Origin of the sequence: Shewanella sp. 10N.286.54.B9 (genome assembly GCF_041468565.1) — a bacterium.
Taxonomy (GTDB): Bacteria; Pseudomonadota; Gammaproteobacteria; order Enterobacterales; family Shewanellaceae; genus Shewanella.
Map to the genome: position 1 here is coordinate 22,556 of NZ_JBFRIY010000017.1, position 15,176 is coordinate 37,731.

Annotated in this window: 16 protein-coding genes; 13 read left to right on the plus strand and 3 right to left on the minus strand. The window is 43.6% G+C overall.

Annotation, left to right across the window (positions count from 1 at the left end; genetic code table 11):
- The first annotated feature begins 50 nt into the window (after positions 1-50).
- From AB4135_RS05960 to AB4135_RS06005, 10 genes are all read left to right on the plus strand, one after another.
- On the plus strand, positions 51-863 hold the full coding sequence (locus AB4135_RS05960) for an ATP-binding cassette domain-containing protein (protein WP_371991174.1): 813 nt from the start codon (positions 51-53) through the stop codon (positions 861-863).
- Positions 850-1,635, plus strand: a complete 786-nt coding sequence (gene mlaE, locus AB4135_RS05965) for a lipid asymmetry maintenance ABC transporter permease subunit MlaE (RefSeq protein WP_371991176.1) — start codon at positions 850-852, stop codon at positions 1,633-1,635. Before AB4135_RS05960 ends, mlaE begins: the two co-directional genes overlap by 14 nt.
- A gap of 70 nt (positions 1,636-1,705) precedes the next feature.
- The gene (gene mlaD, locus AB4135_RS05970) at positions 1,706-2,176 is read left to right on the plus strand and encodes an outer membrane lipid asymmetry maintenance protein MlaD (protein WP_248973539.1); all 471 of its coding nucleotides are present in this window, start codon (positions 1,706-1,708) and stop codon (positions 2,174-2,176) included.
- A 17-nt stretch (positions 2,177-2,193) separates the two neighbouring features.
- Complete coding sequence (locus AB4135_RS05975; RefSeq protein WP_371991177.1) at positions 2,194-2,862, plus strand: phospholipid-binding protein MlaC; 669 nt, start codon at positions 2,194-2,196, stop codon at positions 2,860-2,862.
- Complete coding sequence (locus AB4135_RS05980; protein ID WP_371991178.1) at positions 2,862-3,155, plus strand: lipid asymmetry maintenance protein MlaB; 294 nt, start codon at positions 2,862-2,864, stop codon at positions 3,153-3,155. The genes AB4135_RS05975 and AB4135_RS05980 overlap by 1 nt, the downstream gene beginning before the upstream one ends.
- 13 nt (positions 3,156-3,168) lie before the next feature.
- Positions 3,169-3,420 (plus strand): BolA family protein, encoded by a 252-nt coding sequence (locus AB4135_RS05985; RefSeq protein WP_044555622.1) that lies wholly within the window; start codon positions 3,169-3,171, stop codon positions 3,418-3,420.
- 21 nt (positions 3,421-3,441) lie between these two features.
- On the plus strand, positions 3,442-4,701 hold the full coding sequence (murA, locus tag AB4135_RS05990) for a UDP-N-acetylglucosamine 1-carboxyvinyltransferase (protein WP_371991179.1): 1,260 nt from the start codon (positions 3,442-3,444) through the stop codon (positions 4,699-4,701).
- Between the two features lie 158 nt (positions 4,702-4,859).
- Positions 4,860-6,242 (plus strand): sensor histidine kinase, encoded by a 1,383-nt coding sequence (locus AB4135_RS05995; protein WP_371991181.1) that lies wholly within the window; start codon positions 4,860-4,862, stop codon positions 6,240-6,242.
- Positions 6,242-6,880 carry a response regulator gene (locus tag AB4135_RS06000; protein WP_371991183.1) on the plus strand — a complete coding sequence of 213 codons (639 nt, stop codon included), beginning with the start codon at positions 6,242-6,244 and terminating at the stop codon, positions 6,878-6,880. Before AB4135_RS05995 ends, AB4135_RS06000 begins: the two co-directional genes overlap by 1 nt.
- 193 nt (positions 6,881-7,073) lie before the next feature.
- Positions 7,074-8,744, plus strand: coding sequence for an Ig-like domain-containing protein (locus AB4135_RS06005; RefSeq protein ID WP_371991185.1), 1,671 nt, complete (start codon positions 7,074-7,076; stop codon positions 8,742-8,744).
- Between the two features lie 642 nt (positions 8,745-9,386).
- Here AB4135_RS06005 and degS read toward each other — a convergent pair.
- The 3 genes from degS to AB4135_RS06020 form a co-directional block, all read right to left on the minus strand.
- Positions 9,387-10,469, minus strand: coding sequence for an outer membrane-stress sensor serine endopeptidase DegS (gene degS / locus AB4135_RS06010; protein WP_371991187.1), 1,083 nt, complete (start codon positions 10,467-10,469; stop codon positions 9,387-9,389).
- Positions 10,470-10,596: 127 nt separating this feature from the next.
- The gene (locus AB4135_RS06015) at positions 10,597-11,952 is read right to left on the minus strand and encodes a DegQ family serine endoprotease (RefSeq protein ID WP_371991188.1); all 1,356 of its coding nucleotides are present in this window, start codon (positions 11,950-11,952) and stop codon (positions 10,597-10,599) included.
- A gap of 188 nt (positions 11,953-12,140) precedes the next feature.
- The gene (locus AB4135_RS06020) at positions 12,141-12,479 is read right to left on the minus strand and encodes a ZapG family protein (RefSeq protein ID WP_371991190.1); all 339 of its coding nucleotides are present in this window, start codon (positions 12,477-12,479) and stop codon (positions 12,141-12,143) included.
- Positions 12,480-12,639: 160 nt separating this feature from the next.
- Here AB4135_RS06020 and zapE point away from each other — a divergent pair, with 160 nt between their 5' ends.
- From zapE to rpsI, 3 genes are all read left to right on the plus strand, one after another.
- A complete protein-coding gene (gene zapE / locus AB4135_RS06025) occupies positions 12,640-13,749 on the plus strand; it encodes a cell division protein ZapE (RefSeq protein WP_371991192.1) in 1,110 nt (369 codons plus the stop codon).
- A 339-nt stretch (positions 13,750-14,088) separates the two neighbouring features.
- Positions 14,089-14,520: a 50S ribosomal protein L13 gene (rplM, locus tag AB4135_RS06030; RefSeq protein ID WP_020910899.1), complete on the plus strand. Its 432-nt coding sequence runs from the start codon at positions 14,089-14,091 to the stop codon at positions 14,518-14,520.
- Between the two features lie 14 nt (positions 14,521-14,534).
- Entirely contained in the window at positions 14,535-14,927 is a 393-nt protein-coding gene (gene rpsI / locus AB4135_RS06035; RefSeq protein ID WP_020910900.1) for a 30S ribosomal protein S9, read from the plus strand.
- Positions 14,928-15,176: the final 249 nt, after the last annotated feature.

Here is a 15,176-nt window from a genome sequence, read left to right on the forward strand (position 1 = left end):
TTCCGCTATGGAAAAATGGATGTTTCTAACTTCGAATGCAGGGCTCATGCATGACTCAAAAGCATAACTCATTGGTCGAAATCCACAATATGGCTTTTAGCCGAGGTTCTCATGTCATTTATGAGGATATAAGTTTGTCGATCCCGACGGGCAAGGTGACTGCGATTATGGGACCAAGCGGTATCGGTAAGACAACCTTACTTAAGCTTATTGGTGGTCAACTTACTCCAGATAAGGGCAGGGTGCTTTTTGATGGCACAGATGTGCATCAATGCAATCGAAGTGAGCTGTTTGCACTGCGAAAACGTATGAGTATGCTGTTTCAAAGTGGCGCACTCTTCACTGACATCAATGTATTCGATAATGTCGCTTTTGCATTGAGAGAACATTCTGGTCTGCCTGAAGCCATTATACGCCGTATTGTCTTGATGAAACTTGAAGCCGTTGGGCTGCGCGGCGCAGCTAATTTAATGCCTACTGAGTTATCCGGTGGTATGCAACGCAGAGCGGCTTTAGCTCGCGCCATTGCACTAGAGCCAGAAATCATCCTTTATGATGAACCTTTTGCAGGACAAGACCCTATCTCTATGGGAGTGTTGGTTAAGCTTATTCGAGAACTGTCCGATGCACTTAATCTTACCTCTGTAGTCGTGTCTCATGATGTGGATGAGGTGCTAGGAATTGCTGATTATGTCTATGTATTGGCAGATAAAAGAATTATTGCCCATGGCACGCCGGATGAACTGCGCTTAGCAGATAACCCGCAACTGAAACAGTTCATTGGTGGTGAACCAGACGGACCCGTGCCGTTTCATTACCCTGCGCCTGATTATAAAAAGGAGTTGTTAAGTGGGCTTGATTGAACAAATTGCTAAATTGGGTCGCGGCGCTATTGATTTAGTGACAGGGCTTGGCAAAGCAGGATTAATGCTTTGGGGAGCCATTGCGCATCGGCCAAGATTGAAGAAAGGCCTGCCATTACTGATTAAGCAATTGTATGTCATCGGTGTGCAGTCAATGGTCATCATTTTGGTGTCTGGGCTTTTTATTGGCATGGTTCTAGCGTTGCAAGGCTATAATATCTTAGTAGGCTTTGGCACAGAAGAGAGCTTGGGGCCGATGGTCGCCTTGAGTTTATTGCGAGAGTTAGGTCCTGTGGTCACGGCATTGCTATTTGCTGGACGAGCAGGTTCAGCATTAACAGCTGAACTTGCGTTGATGAAAAGCACTGAACAGTTATCAAGTTTAGAGATGATGGCGATAGATCCGTTACGGCAGATTATCGCGCCGCGATTTTGGGCGGGAGTGATTAGTCTGCCATTATTGGCACTGATGTTTACCGCTATTGGTATTTATGGTGGTCACATTGTTGGTGTTGAGTGGAAAGGTATTGATAGTGGCGCCTTTTGGTCAATCTTGCAGTCATCTGTAGAGTGGCGACAAGACATTGTTAACTGCATGATAAAGAGCTTGTTGTTTGCTGTAGTGGTCACCTGGATTGCACTTTATCGTGGCTATCATGTCATCCCCAATCCTGAAGGGATCAGCCGCGCAACGACTCAAACTGTAGTGCAGTCGAGCCTAGCGGTATTGGCATTAGATTTTCTACTAACGGCAATGATGTTTGGTAGCTAATACTAATTTCTAACGTTGTTATTGCGGTTAATTATTGTTTAGATTTATTGAATAGAGTGGTAAATGAGTTATGTTGACACGGAAGATTGAGGTATTGGTCGGTCTATTTTTATTGTCAGGGTTGGCTGCATTTTTGATTTTGGTTTTTAACGTCGCCAATGTAGAAGTGAAGACGGGTGACAATAGTTACACCTTGCATGCAAAATTTGACAACATAGGCGGTTTGAAAGTGCGCTCACCGGTCAAGGTCGGTGGTGTTGTTGTAGGTCGTGTCAGTGCTATTGAGTTAGATCCGGAGAGATTGGTTCCGGTTGTCAGCTTGTCGATGGACAAACAATACAAGTATTTCCCAGAAACCAGCAGTTTATCTATTTTGACATCAGGCTTATTGGGCGAACAGTTTTTAGGGTTATCTCCAGGTTTTATGGACGATGATATTGAGATGCTAGTTGATGGCGACAGTATTGATGATACCCATTCCGCTTTGGTACTAGAGGAGTTGATCGGTCAGTTTCTTTATAGTGCAGGCACTAAGGATTAGAAGTTGGAGTAATGGCTATGTTTAACAAATTTTTTCGTGGACTCGTGTTGGTATCAACGCTTGTATTGAGTTTTGTCGCTCAAGCGGCAGAGAACGCAGCAGATATTGAAATAGATACAACCAACCCTTACACACTAGTGGAAGCCGTTTCTCAGAAAACCTTTGCCCGTTTCAATCAAGATAAGCAGTTGATTGCGGATAACCCTGATCACCTTAAAGTTATCGTGACTGAAGAATTAATGCCGTATATTGACTACAAATATGCGTCTTATAAAGTACTGGGGCAGTATCTGCGTGATACTACAAAAGATGAACGTGCTCGCTTTGTAGAAGCTTTCCGTGGTTACTTAATCTCAACCTATGCACAAGCATTTACTGAATATACCAATCAAACTGTGGAGTTTAGCCCTGCTAGAGACTTTAGTGGTGAGAAGATGGTCAATGTTGATGTTAGGATTATAGATAAAGGGCGCCCGGATATTAGTTTGCAGTTTAAAGCTAGACGTTTAAAAGATGACAGTTGGAAAGCATTTGACTTGGTGGCAGAGGGCGTTAGTTTATTGTCTTCTAAAAAGTCAGAGATCACCAATTTAGTGCGTCAAAAAGGCATAGAACCTGTGATTGAAATGCTAATTGAACGCACTGAAACTCATATTGAGTTAGGTGAGAGTGAGCAGGCTAATTAGTGGCGAGCTTTCAACAACAAGGCATAATTTGTGCGATTAATGGCTGCCTAGATCAGCAAGCCGTAATCAGTCTATGGAATGACAGACATCACTTATTGGATGTGGATACTGCATTTCTGCAGTTATCGGACATTGAATATTGTGACAGTGCCGGAGTGGCATTTTTACTCGAATTAGTCAGTACTTTTGCTGCAAGAGGTGCCAGTTTAAAACTGGTTTCAGCTTCAGAGCAGCTTAAGAAATTTATCGTATTATATGATTTAAACGACTTCTTCATTGAAGAAGCACAGTAAGGTGAATAGTTCCATGGAATGTAAAGATATAGAAGCTATCCTGTTAGAAGCATTATCACTAGACGAAGTTAAAGTGACTCAAGAAGGTACTCATTACAAAATCGTCGCTGTCGGTGAGTGTTTCGACGGTATGGGACGTGTAAAGCAGCAGCAAACTATTTATGGTCCATTAATGGCTCACATTACTAGTGGTGAGTTACACGCAATTACGATTAACGCTTTCACGCCGACACAATGGAAGCGTGAAAAAGTCTTTAATATGTAATTGCGGATTTAGAGAATAAACGTGGATAAATTAAAAATTGAAGCAAGCGGTGCGCTTGCAGGCGACGTTGTTATTTCAGGTGCTAAAAACGCCGCTTTGCCAATCCTTATGGCGGGTGTGTTAGCAGAGACTGATTTCAACGTATCTAACGTGCCTAGTCTTAGAGATGTTAATACCAGTTGTGAACTTTTGCGCTGCTTAGGTGCTGAGGTGACTCGCTCTGGCAATGATAAAGTTTGCATCTCAACCACTAACCTTAATGAGTTTTGTGCACCCTATGAGTTAGTTAAAACCATGCGTGCGTCGATACTCATTTTAGGGCCTCTACTTGCCCGTTATGGTAAGGCTGATGTGTCACTGCCTGGTGGCTGTGCCATTGGCGCTCGACCTGTAAACCTGCATCTGCAGGGGCTCGAGCAAATGGGCGCCAAGATAGAAGTCAAAGAGGGTTACATTAAAGCCCGCGTTGATGGTCGACTAAAGGGCGCACATATCTTTATGGATATGATAAGCGTTGGCGCGACTGAGAATCTACTCATGGCTGCAGCTTTAGCCGACGGTGAAACCGTGATTGAAAATGCTGCCCGTGAACCAGAGGTGGTCGATTTAGCTAATTGCTTAATCGCTATGGGCGCTAAAATCGAGGGTGCAGGTACCGATACGGTTCGTATTCAAGGCGTTGAAGCATTACAAGGTTGTGACTACCAAGTGATGCCTGACAGAATTGAAACCGGTAGTTTCCTTGTGGCAGCTGCGGTGACTCGTGGCAAAATTCGTTGTACTAAAGCTGACCCGAAATCGTTAGAAGCGGTTTTAGCTAAGCTTGAAGATGCGGGTGCAAAAATTACTACGGGTGATGATTGGATTGAACTTGATATGCAAGGTCAACGTCCAAAAGCTGTCAATATTAAGACCGTTGCTTATCCTGGTTTTCCAACAGACATGCAAGCGCAATTTTGTGTGCTTAATGCTTTAGCTAAAGGCACTGCGACGATTACCGAAACTATTTTCGAGAACCGTTTCATGCATGTTCCTGAGTTGAGCCGGATGGGTGCAACCATGGAGCTAGAGGGTAATACCTGTATTATTCACGGTATTGAAAAGCTCAATGGTGCACAAGTGATGGCAACAGATCTACGCGCGTCTGCGAGTTTAGTGATTGCTGGCCTTGTTGCCGACGGTACGACTACAGTTGACCGAATCTACCATTTAGATCGTGGTTATGAGCATATCGAAGATAAGTTTAAAGGTCTTGGTGGAGATGTTAAGCGAGTAAAATAACCGTTTAGCACAATATTACTGAATAAAAACCATTTAGGTGTTATAGCCTAAATGGTTTTTTGTTTTATGAACTAGCGCAAGTTGTTGAGGTGATAAATAGGAACAAGATCAAGCTAAAGTGATCTTTACAATGTTATCTTTTTCATATGCCTATTTTCGTGACTTTTAACATCTACCTTTTTTACGGCCTAGTTTTTTTCTCTATTGGCTGTGCGGTTGTATTTCGTAATTTTCGTTATAGTCAGTTAAAAGTTGCGCCAACTTTGTGGGCGTTAGCCATTTTTGGTTTCTCTCATGCTTTCCACGAATGGTCTGAACTATACGTTATTGTATTTTCTGAGGGCATCCCACCGCAATATCAACTGTTAACTCAGTGTTTACGGCTAGCTAAACTTTTCCTTTCTTATATTGCGCTCATGGTATTTGCTTGGCAGATCCTCTCTATCACTAATAAGTCGCTTGCTCGTATCGGACATGGCTGCATCATGCTGCTATTGATTAGTTACATTTCTCTATTGATGCCTCGGCTATTCGATATGAGCTTAGATACTGTCGATTTTGCTGCAGCATCTCAAGCGACTAGAGTACTTATTGGCTTTGCTAGCGCCATGCTAGCTGGTATTGGAATGGCGGTATATGGCAATAGCTTACGGCAAGATAAACATCACTATGGCGTTTATTTTTCACTAAGTGGCATTGGCTTAATGCTCTACGGGGTGCTGTCCGGTTTAGTGCCGACAGAAGCGCATCACAGTATCCCTGTTTTGAGAACTTTGGCTGGCGCGCTAATCCTAGTTGCACTTTTTAAAGCGTTGAAAGTGTTCGACTTGGAAAAAGAGCAGGCGACGGCGGCCAAATTGAAACGCGCCATTGAAGCCGATAAATATAAAGCGATTGGTCAATTAGCGATGGGCGTAGCACATGAAATTAATAATCCGCTGGCATCATCATCATTGGCATTAGATCTGTGGGAACGTAAACACCCACAGCACTTTGAGTCTGATACTAGTTACTTAAACCGCACGCGGTTAGGGATTGAGCGAGCTTCATCCATCAGTAAAGAGCTGTTGAGTTATGCAAGACCTGCCTCTGGAGAGCGAAGCTGGATCATGCTAAATGAAGTGCTCGATGCTGCAGTAAAGCTACTTGCTCATCGAATTAAACAACACAGCATTAAAATTAACTGCGAGGCAAATGTTGGCTTATATGGTGAGAAGGTCAAACTTGAAGAGTTGATTATTAATTTGCTTTGTAATGCGCTTGATGCTTCGTCAAATAATCAGCAAATAGTGATCGATGTTTATCAAACAGAAATACTTATCAGCGTTAAGGTGACTGACTTTGGCTGTGGCATGGATGCAGAAGCTTTAACAAGAGCAACAGAAGTGTTTTATTCCAGTAAACCGGTTGGCAAAGGCACCGGCTTAGGCTTAGCTATATGTGAGCAAATCACAGCATTACATCATGGGAAAATGAATATCGTGAGTGAACTGGGTAAAGGTACCAGCGTAGAATTAAGCTTCTATAAGGAGAGTTGCTGATGATCTCAATCTTAGTGGCTGAAGATGACGCAGAGCTGCGGCTTAATATTGTTGAATTGCTTGAGTTAGAAGGCTATCAAGTTTGCGCGGTTGATAGCGCTGAAGCGGCAATTGAGCAAAGTGAATCATTGCACTTCGATATTGCCTTGATGGATCTGTTGATGGCTGGGATGACTGGTGTGGAAGCTATCTCTAACCTACGCCAGAACCAACCTTTTATCGCGGTGGTCATAATTACTGCCTATGCCACGGTCGACACTGCGGTAGATGCGATGAAAAAAGGGGCTGATAGCGTAATGACTAAGCCTTTTAAGAGCCAAGAGTTGTTAATGACAATCAAGCGTAGCTTAGCTGAGAAGTCGTTGTTAGAAACTCGTGCAGATCTTGACCCTGATTTAGTTTATAGCGCCTTAGCTAACCCATATCGTCGCAAGGCTTTGAAAATGCTTGCTGCCCATCAAGCGTTAAAGTTTATGGATCTTTGCCGACTTGTTGAAATAGAGGATCATACCAAGTTTAATTTTCACCTACGTCAACTAAAGAAGGCCGGCTTGGTTATGCAAAATGAGAAGAAGATCTACATTTTGACAAATACTGGTCAGTTTGTGCTACAACATCACAACTTACCGCAAGATTAATTATCTTTAATAAATAAACAGTTAAGTTAAAGTTGATAACTATAGTTCACAACTTATAAGTTCTAGTGAACTCTAGTTATCTATCTCTTTAGTGGTAACTCTTCAATACTTGTTGCATGTCCATAGAGACATATCAATCGCCATTCCCTGCAACGTTGGCGATATGAATATGAACAATGTTGAGGATGAACTTATGAACGCACAAATTCCATGTAAAAAACTATTACTCGCCAGTATGATCACCATGTTGGTTGCTTGTGGTAGCGATAATGATGATACCACTCCCCCAGTAGAGAATACCCCGCCAGTGGCAGTTGATGATGCCGCTAACGTGATGGCAACAAAGACGATTACTATTGATGTCTTAGCCAATGATACTGACGCTGATGGTGACGCACTTTCTATCGTGTCAGTGGATTCTGAAGATGCTGTCATCAAAGATGGCAAAGTAGATTTCACTGCTGGTAATGATGCCGGTGAAGTGAAGTTTAACTACACCATTACCGATGGTACTGATGAAGCATCAGCTGTAGTAACTGTAACTATTGAAGCGATACCTGAGCCTGAGCCATTAGCATATGTTGGTTCTGCTGCTTGTGCTGGTTGTCATAGTGGCAAGCATGAAACCTTCGCTAAAACGGGTCATAACTTTAAGATCCAAAAAGTGAGCAACGGTGAACAGCCGACTTTCCCATACACTCCAGAAACTACGATTACTGGGGCGATAGACTTGCTACAGTTTGCCGGACCTGATGGAGACGGCACAACCAACAATGCACTGGGTGCACCGACGAGCTACGATGATGTGACCTATGTTGTAGGTGGTTACCATTGGAAGATGCGTTGGTTAGATGCTGATGGCTATATCGTTACCGGTAATAACGTCCAGTACAACATTCGCAATAGCGACGGTACTTTGAATATTCCCGATAACCATCTTAATGATCCTGATGTGATGGGTGACTATAAAGCATCTGAAATGAACTACCAATATAAGTGTGGCAATTGTCATACAACGGGTTGGAAGCGCACTACTGAAGATGGTGATGTTCGTAATCTAGATCGTCAAGACGACCTACCGGGCATGGGTGGAACGTTTGCAGAGCAAGGCGTGCAGTGTGAAGCATGTCATGGCGCGGGTAGTGAACATATCGCGGCTCCATCAAAAGAGAATATCACTAAGATAGCGATGGCGCGTACCACTGAGGACTTCTTAGCGGAGGATATGGGCTTCGGTAAAGCGGTGACCTGTGCCGAGTGTCATACTCGAGATGGTGAGAAAGATTACCCTACTTATATCAGTCACTATAACGAAGCTTTCCCTGATGGCAGCAAAGTCGGTGGTCGTATCATCTCTAGCGGTGGGTTGTCTAAGCATCATCAGACCGGTGATGAAATCTTAGGTGTGGTTCCTGAAGATCACGGCGACTATAAAGCCGGTGACGAAATTGGTCCTAAGAAAGATATGACTTGTACCACTTGTCATGATTCGCACAAATCTACCGTTAACCAAGATAGTGCTGATGGCCTACATACTGGTGCAGTGAAAGAGTGTACAGCTTGTCATGATAAAGAGTTCACCGATGGCGGTGGCTCATATGGCCACGCTAATATGGCTGAATGTACCACGTGTCACATGCCAAAACTGGCCAAGAGCGCTGTTACGCACTTGGGTAAAGATGGTACGACTAAGTTTGGTGATGTGAAGTCGCACTTGTTCACCATTGATTTAGACCCGAATGCTAAGCAATTTACCGAAGATGGTAAGTTCCAAATGCCTTGGTCTACTGCGCAGTTCTCGTGTGGTGAATGTCATGCTGATTATGCTGACAAGGCAGCAGCATTACCTAAAATCCATAAGTAAAACCTAAACTCATCATTTAGGCCCTGCAAAGCAAGCCGCCCTTTCATCACGAGGGCGGCTTTTTCTATTTGAGTCACAGCTGTCTAGCTTTCCTCCTGATGTTGCAATACATATTAAGAACGAGCCTCTCGAGTGATGCTGTTAAAAATCACGTTAAAAGGGCACTTCTTATTCTCGCAAGCTGGCAAAGATAAAGGCTTTTACCTGTGCACCAATATGTGTGCGCATATCTATTATGCGCATCAGCAAACCTGTGAATTAAAATCTATTCGTTAGTCGATTGAATTTAAACTAGTGCTCTAATCCTATTTGATGGTCATCAAATATTTTCTAGTTCTTTTGTATTAGCAACCTGCTAGGCTGAAATGCATTAAATTCACTGCCTGTAATGGTACTGTCAACATGGAGAAGAGGCGTTTTATGACGACATGGAAGAGAATAACTTTAGTATTAGTGCTGTTTGCGGCCGCTCTTGGTTGTTACACCTTAGGCGTAACATCTGGTGCTATTAGCCTACTTGTTTTGGGGGCCGTACTGGAAATTTGTTTTTGGTGTGGTCTGTTGCAGAGCAGTAAACAGAGACTCCGAAGTGGGAAGTAAAAGAGCCTGCGAATAGCAGGCTCTTTTACAGTATTGGAATCGCTAATTATAGTGAACAGGCTTCTCAGCGATGACGACTGGCACATCGTAAGATTTACCTTCACGGATTATGGTTAGCTTAACTTCTTTACCCGGCGTTGTTTCTGCAATTCTATCCATCAACATCTCTACACCTGGAATGGCTTCGCCTTGGTAATGAGTAATTACATCGCGTTTTCGCAGTTTTGCTTTAGCAGCGGGTCCAACAGGGTCGATACTGGTGATGAGAACACCTGTAAGGTCGGGAATGTTGAGGATCTGCGCCATAACCGGGCCAACAGCTTCGCCACCAATACCTAAAGCACCACGAATAACTCGGCCATCTTGGATTAGTTTACCCATAATACTGTGGGCAAGTTTAATCGGGATCGCGAAACTAATACCATGGGTGCCACTTTCATTACCTATTTGGAAAGCCGCAGTATTGATCCCCACGAGTTGTCCGGTGGTATCGATAAGCGCGCCGCCTGAATTGCCCGCATTAATCGCGGCGTCAGTTTGTAGAAAATCAAGGTAGCCAGAGCTCAGCCCATTTCGACCGGTTGCACTGATAATACCTTGGGTAATCGTTTGGCCTAAGTTGTATGGGTTACCAATTGCAAGTACAACGTCACCGACGCGAGCTGGAACGTCGAGCTCTAGCGGCACTAGGGGCAGATTGTCACCTTCGATTTTTAATACTGCTAAATCGGTTTCTGGATCGCTGCCGACAACTTCAGAGGTGAACTTTCTACCATCTTGCAAGGCAACAACAATCTCATCGGCTTGCTTGATGACATGGTAGTTCGTGAGTATGTAGCCCTCTTTGCTCATTATCACGCCCGATCCTAGACCTTGCAGTGAGCTAGGCTTAAGCGGTTTTCTTTGATCGATACTCAGGCTATAAATATTGACGACAGCGGGAGCAGCCCTGCGCACAGCTGTCGCAAAAGAGAGTTCGTTGCTACTGGTTACCGCGCGATTGAATAAACCATTGGTGAGGCTTTGCCCGGTAATTAAAGGCATCACAATAATGATAACTGCAGCCATGATAAGGCCAAATGCTATGGCTTTACTGACATATATAAGAGTGTCTTTAATCATCATGTCTGGGAGTAATACTGAAAAGGTGAGTTAGATTAACATGTTTGAAGCTAACACGCAGTATGTAAGCTCTGGGCAAGCAGAAAATAGCCGAGTGATTGACTCGGCTATTTTTTACAAGGGAACCCCGTTAGCGAAGGATCAAATAGATGCTGGTATTATCACGCTGAATTTTTAGCGCGACAGACCCCTTTTGATCTTCAAGTACAGATTTTAATGATTTAAGGTTTTTCACTTTACTGCGATTAACACCGACAATCACATCACCTTTTATCAGGCCACTCGCAGCGGCAGGTGAGCCTTGAGCTACATCGGTAATACTAACACCTGAACCGTTTGAGTTTTCAAGCTTAGCCCCTTGAAGCATAGGGTGTACAGCGCCAGCTGCAGCTTCTGCCGTTTGAGTTGATTCGCCAAGTACTGCTGTAACAGTTTCTTCATCGCCGTCGCGAATAAGGCCAAATTCAACTTTACTGCCCGCTCCCATAGTGGCCACTTTAGCTCGCAGCTCTTGGAAGCTTTTAATCTTACGCCCATTTACGCTAACAATAATGTCGCCGACTTTAATTCCTGCTTTGTCTGCAGCGCTGTCAGGCATCACTTCATTGATAAAGCCGCCATGCTGGGTTTCGATGCCAAAGCCTTTGGCAAGTTCGCTGGTTAGGTCTTGACCTAATACGCCGAGTACTCCGCGACGTACTTCACCATGTTCAATGATCTGTTCAACTAGGTTGTTAACCATATTGGCTGGAATGGCAAAGCCAATACCGACATTCCCTCCGCCTGGTGCAACAATCGCGGTATTGATGCCGATAAGTTCGCCGTTGAGGTTCACCAAGGCACCACCTGAGTTACCACTGTTTATGGCGGCGTCGGTTTGAATAAAGTTCTCTAGCATCTCAATGCCAAGGCCGCTACGGCCCATTGCACTGACAATACCTGAGGTTACTGTTTGCCCAAGGCCAAAGGGGTTACCGATAGCCACGGCAAAATCGCCAACCTGTAGTTTGTCTGAATCGGCACGTTTGAGGGCGGTAAGGTTTTTAGCTTCAACCTGTAATAAAGCGATATCAGACTCAGCATCGGTGCCAATCAACTTAGCTTCGACTTCGCGGCCGTCATGTAGGCCTATGAGAATTTCGTCAGCGCCTTCGATTACATGGTTATTGGTAACAATGTAACCCTCTTTAGCATCAATAATGACTCCCGAACCTAGCCCTTTAAACGGACGTTCCTGCACTTGCTCCCTTGGCGCGTTAGGACCAAAGAAGTAGCGAAATGCATCCGGAACCTTTTGTTTAGAAACATGTGTGCCTGAAACCGCAACCGCAACCACTGCCGGTGTGGTTTTTTGTAGCATAGGCGCTAAGCTTGGAAGGGTTTCACCACCGACCGCTAAAGGAATCGCTGCTTGAGATACAATAGGGGCTAGCGTTAATGTTGCGCCCAAAAGGGCTGCTGAAAGTAAGGATAATTTAGTCTTCATTTATACGTTGCTCCAATTTCGTCAAAACTAATGTTTGCATGGTTCTGAAAATATGTTTCCAATATGAAGGCAGTTACCATGCATGTCATAAAATCACATCATCTGTTATTGAGTCGGACTCAAGCGAGTATCAAAAAGTTCATCAATCATTAACAAAGGTTAATTCAGCGGTACATCTATTGCTTAATTCAAACTGATGCAGCTTTCTCAGTATAAGATGGGTTGCTACTTTCTGCTGACTCGGCATCAGTATGTGGCTTATCAGCAGGTACAGCGGTTAATACGTTGGCCGATGTGTGCCATTTCTGGTTCACTTTAGTAATAAGGTTGGTTAACTCTGCCAACTGTTTGTCGTGATCATCGCAGTGATCTGATACTTCTTGCTTATATTGGCTAAACTCTAATTGTGTTTGCTCTAATTGCTTATTCTGACTCTTGTCTTTGCTGTTCCTAGATAGAACGCTATGTCCCACATAGCCGAAAACGCTACCGATAACAAAGGCTGCGAAGGTTAATGCCCATTCCATACTGACTCCAATAACTACTTTAAATAAGAGAGATGTAGTCAAATATACATTGCAGCAATCCAGCGTGGTACTATTTACTGCAGAGTTTAATTAAAATTAACCGTCAAACAGCCAAAATGGCTGATTTGTGTTTGTCCCCTACTTATAGAGAATGATTTACGTGTCGCATTTAACGCCTTGGCAGCATTATCAGCAAGATCTAACTCGAGATGACTTTTCCCACGACGTTGCACAGGAGCAAGCCGTTAAACAGCTGCAACGTGTGTATGACGATCTTATTGCATTAAATTCTCAAAGTCGCAGCAGCAATAAGCTGTTGTCTTTATTTGGTAAGCGATCTAAGTCCAATGTTCAAGGACTCTATTTATGGGGCGGAGTTGGGCGCGGTAAGACTTATCTTATGGATACCTTTTTTGATTCTCTGCCTGGTAAAAAGAAGCTACGAGCCCATTTCCATCGCTTTATGCACCAACTTCATATCGATTTAGCTGCTTTACAAGGGCAACGAGATCCACTGGTGATGATTGCAAAAGAGATGGCCGCTAAGTATCAGGTTATCTGTTTTGATGAGTTCTTCGTGTCTGATATCACTGATGCAATGTTGTTAGGCACACTGTTTGAATCTCTATTTGCTGAAGGTGTAGCTTTGGTTGCAACTTCTAATATTATTCCCGACGACTTATACCGTAACGGCTTACAGCGAGCGCGATTCTTGCCTGCAATTGCGGCGATTAATAAGCATTGCGATATTTTGAATGTAGACTCAGGAGTCGATTACCGTCTGCGGACGCTTGAACAAGCAGAGATCTATCATTCACCACTTGATGCCAAGGCTGAGCAAAACTTGCAAGAGTACTTTGCTAAGCTTGCGCCGGAGTCCGAAGTATCAACTTTGGGGTTAGTGATTGATGGACGGACGATTGATATACGCCAGCAAGCTCAAGGTGTATTACTGATTGATTTTAGAGCCTTATGTGACGGCCCACGCAGCCAGCGAGACTATATGGAGGTTGCAAGACTCTACCATACTGTTTTGCTGAGTAATGTTGAGCAGATGGGCGAGCATTTAACCGGCGATGATATTGCCCGGCGATTTTTGGCGATGGTTGATGAGTTTTATGAACGCAACGTTAAACTCATCATTTCGTCCGCGGTATCACTAGAAGATATTTATACCGAAGGCTTACTGAGTTTCGAATTTAGGCGCTGCCGCTCAAGATTAACAGAGATGCAGTCCCATGATTATTTGGCGTTGGAACATCTGCCATAAGTCAGAGTGACATCAAATAGCTAGATAGTTAGTGCGTTAATTAAAGTGCCGCTACTGCCTTGAACAGCTCTTTAGTAGGTGTCAGTAAACAGGTTGATGCTAGCGGGTAGAGTTTGATAGATGAATATTTTTAAAAGAGATAGCAATTAATCTAAAAATTAGGTGATTTTTAACTCATCTTTGTCTATAATCCGCCACCTGCCCTCGTTATCCACCATTTTAGGTGGAAGTTGTAAAGCCTAATTCTTTGCTCGAAGGGGCGGGGAAAGGCATTTTTTGTGTTTTTGCCAATAGTGGCATTAGCATGTGAGACAGAATTTTAACATTGGGTTTTTGTAAATGAAGACTACTTTTACTGCTACACCTGAAACAGTCACTCGTGATTGGTTCGTCGTTGACGCCGAAGGTAAAACTTTGGGTCGTATCGCTACTGAAATTGCTACTCGCCTACGCGGTAAGCATAAGCCAGAGTATACGCCTCATGTAGATACTGGTGACTACATCATCGTTATTAACGCTGATAAAGTTACTGTGACTGGTAACAAAGCTAAAGGCAAAGTTTACTACTCACACTCTGGTTTCATCGGTGGCATTAAGCAGATTACTTTTGAGAAGCTGCAAGATCATAAGCCTGAAATGATTATTGAGAAAGCAGTTAAGGGTATGCTACCTAAAGGTCCTTTGGGCCGTGCCATGTTCCGTAAGCTTAAAGTTTACGCTGGTACAGAGCATAACCACGCTGCACAACAACCTCAAGTTCTTGATATCTAAACGGGATTATAGCAATGGCTGCAACTCAATACTACGGCACTGGCCGTCGCAAAACATCTACAGCTCGCGTATTCGCTAAAGTAGGTACTGGTAACATTACTGTTAACAAACTACCTCTAGACGAATATTTTGGTCGTGAAACTTCTCGCATGGTTGTTCGTCAGCCACTTGAGCTAGTTGAAATGACTGAAAAGTTAGACATCAATGTAACAGTTAAGGGCGGTGGTAACACTGGCCAAGCTGGTGCAATCCGCCACGGTATTACTCGTGCGTTGATGGAACTTGACGAGTCTCTACGTCCTTCTCTACGTGCTGCTGGTTTCGTTACCCGTGATGCTCGTAAAGTTGAGCGTAAGAAAGTTGGTCTACGTAAAGCACGTCGTAAGCCACAATTCTCAAAGCGTTAATTTTCGCTTTCAGAGTTCAAAAAACCCAGCTATATGCTGGGTTTTTTATTGCCTGTAATTTACCTAACTTCAAGTTTGCAGCTCTTAATACCAAATGCATTAATACCAACCAGTATAAGAAGTTGATCTACTCAGAGCGTTTTTGGCACGCTAATTCAAGGCGGTCAATCCAAAGTGAGTAATGACATAATGGTTGTTCCCTTATAAGTTTATTCGTTGCCGAAGTAGTAAGCCAAAAACACTCCTACA

Coding starts and splice junctions, on each gene's coding strand:
- AB4135_RS05960 (WP_371991174.1), top strand. CDS start 51: ATGACTCAAAAGCATAACTCATTGGTCGAAATCCACAATATGGCTTTT.
- mlaD (WP_248973539.1), top strand. CDS start 1,706: ATGTTGACACGGAAGATTGAGGTATTGGTCGGTCTATTTTTATTGTCA.
- AB4135_RS05975 (WP_371991177.1), top strand. CDS start 2,194: ATGTTTAACAAATTTTTTCGTGGACTCGTGTTGGTATCAACGCTTGTA.
- AB4135_RS05985 (WP_044555622.1), top strand. CDS start 3,169: ATGGAATGTAAAGATATAGAAGCTATCCTGTTAGAAGCATTATCACTA.
- AB4135_RS06000 (WP_371991183.1), top strand. CDS start 6,242: ATGATCTCAATCTTAGTGGCTGAAGATGACGCAGAGCTGCGGCTTAAT.
- AB4135_RS06005 (WP_371991185.1), top strand. CDS start 7,074: ATGAACGCACAAATTCCATGTAAAAAACTATTACTCGCCAGTATGATC.
- degS (WP_371991187.1), bottom strand. CDS start 10,469: ATGATGATTAAAGACACTCTTATATATGTCAGTAAAGCCATAGCATTT.
- AB4135_RS06015 (WP_371991188.1), bottom strand. CDS start 11,952: ATGAAGACTAAATTATCCTTACTTTCAGCAGCCCTTTTGGGCGCAACA.
- AB4135_RS06020 (WP_371991190.1), bottom strand. CDS start 12,479: ATGGAATGGGCATTAACCTTCGCAGCCTTTGTTATCGGTAGCGTTTTC.
- rplM (WP_020910899.1), top strand. CDS start 14,089: ATGAAGACTACTTTTACTGCTACACCTGAAACAGTCACTCGTGATTGG.
- rpsI (WP_020910900.1), top strand. CDS start 14,535: ATGGCTGCAACTCAATACTACGGCACTGGCCGTCGCAAAACATCTACA.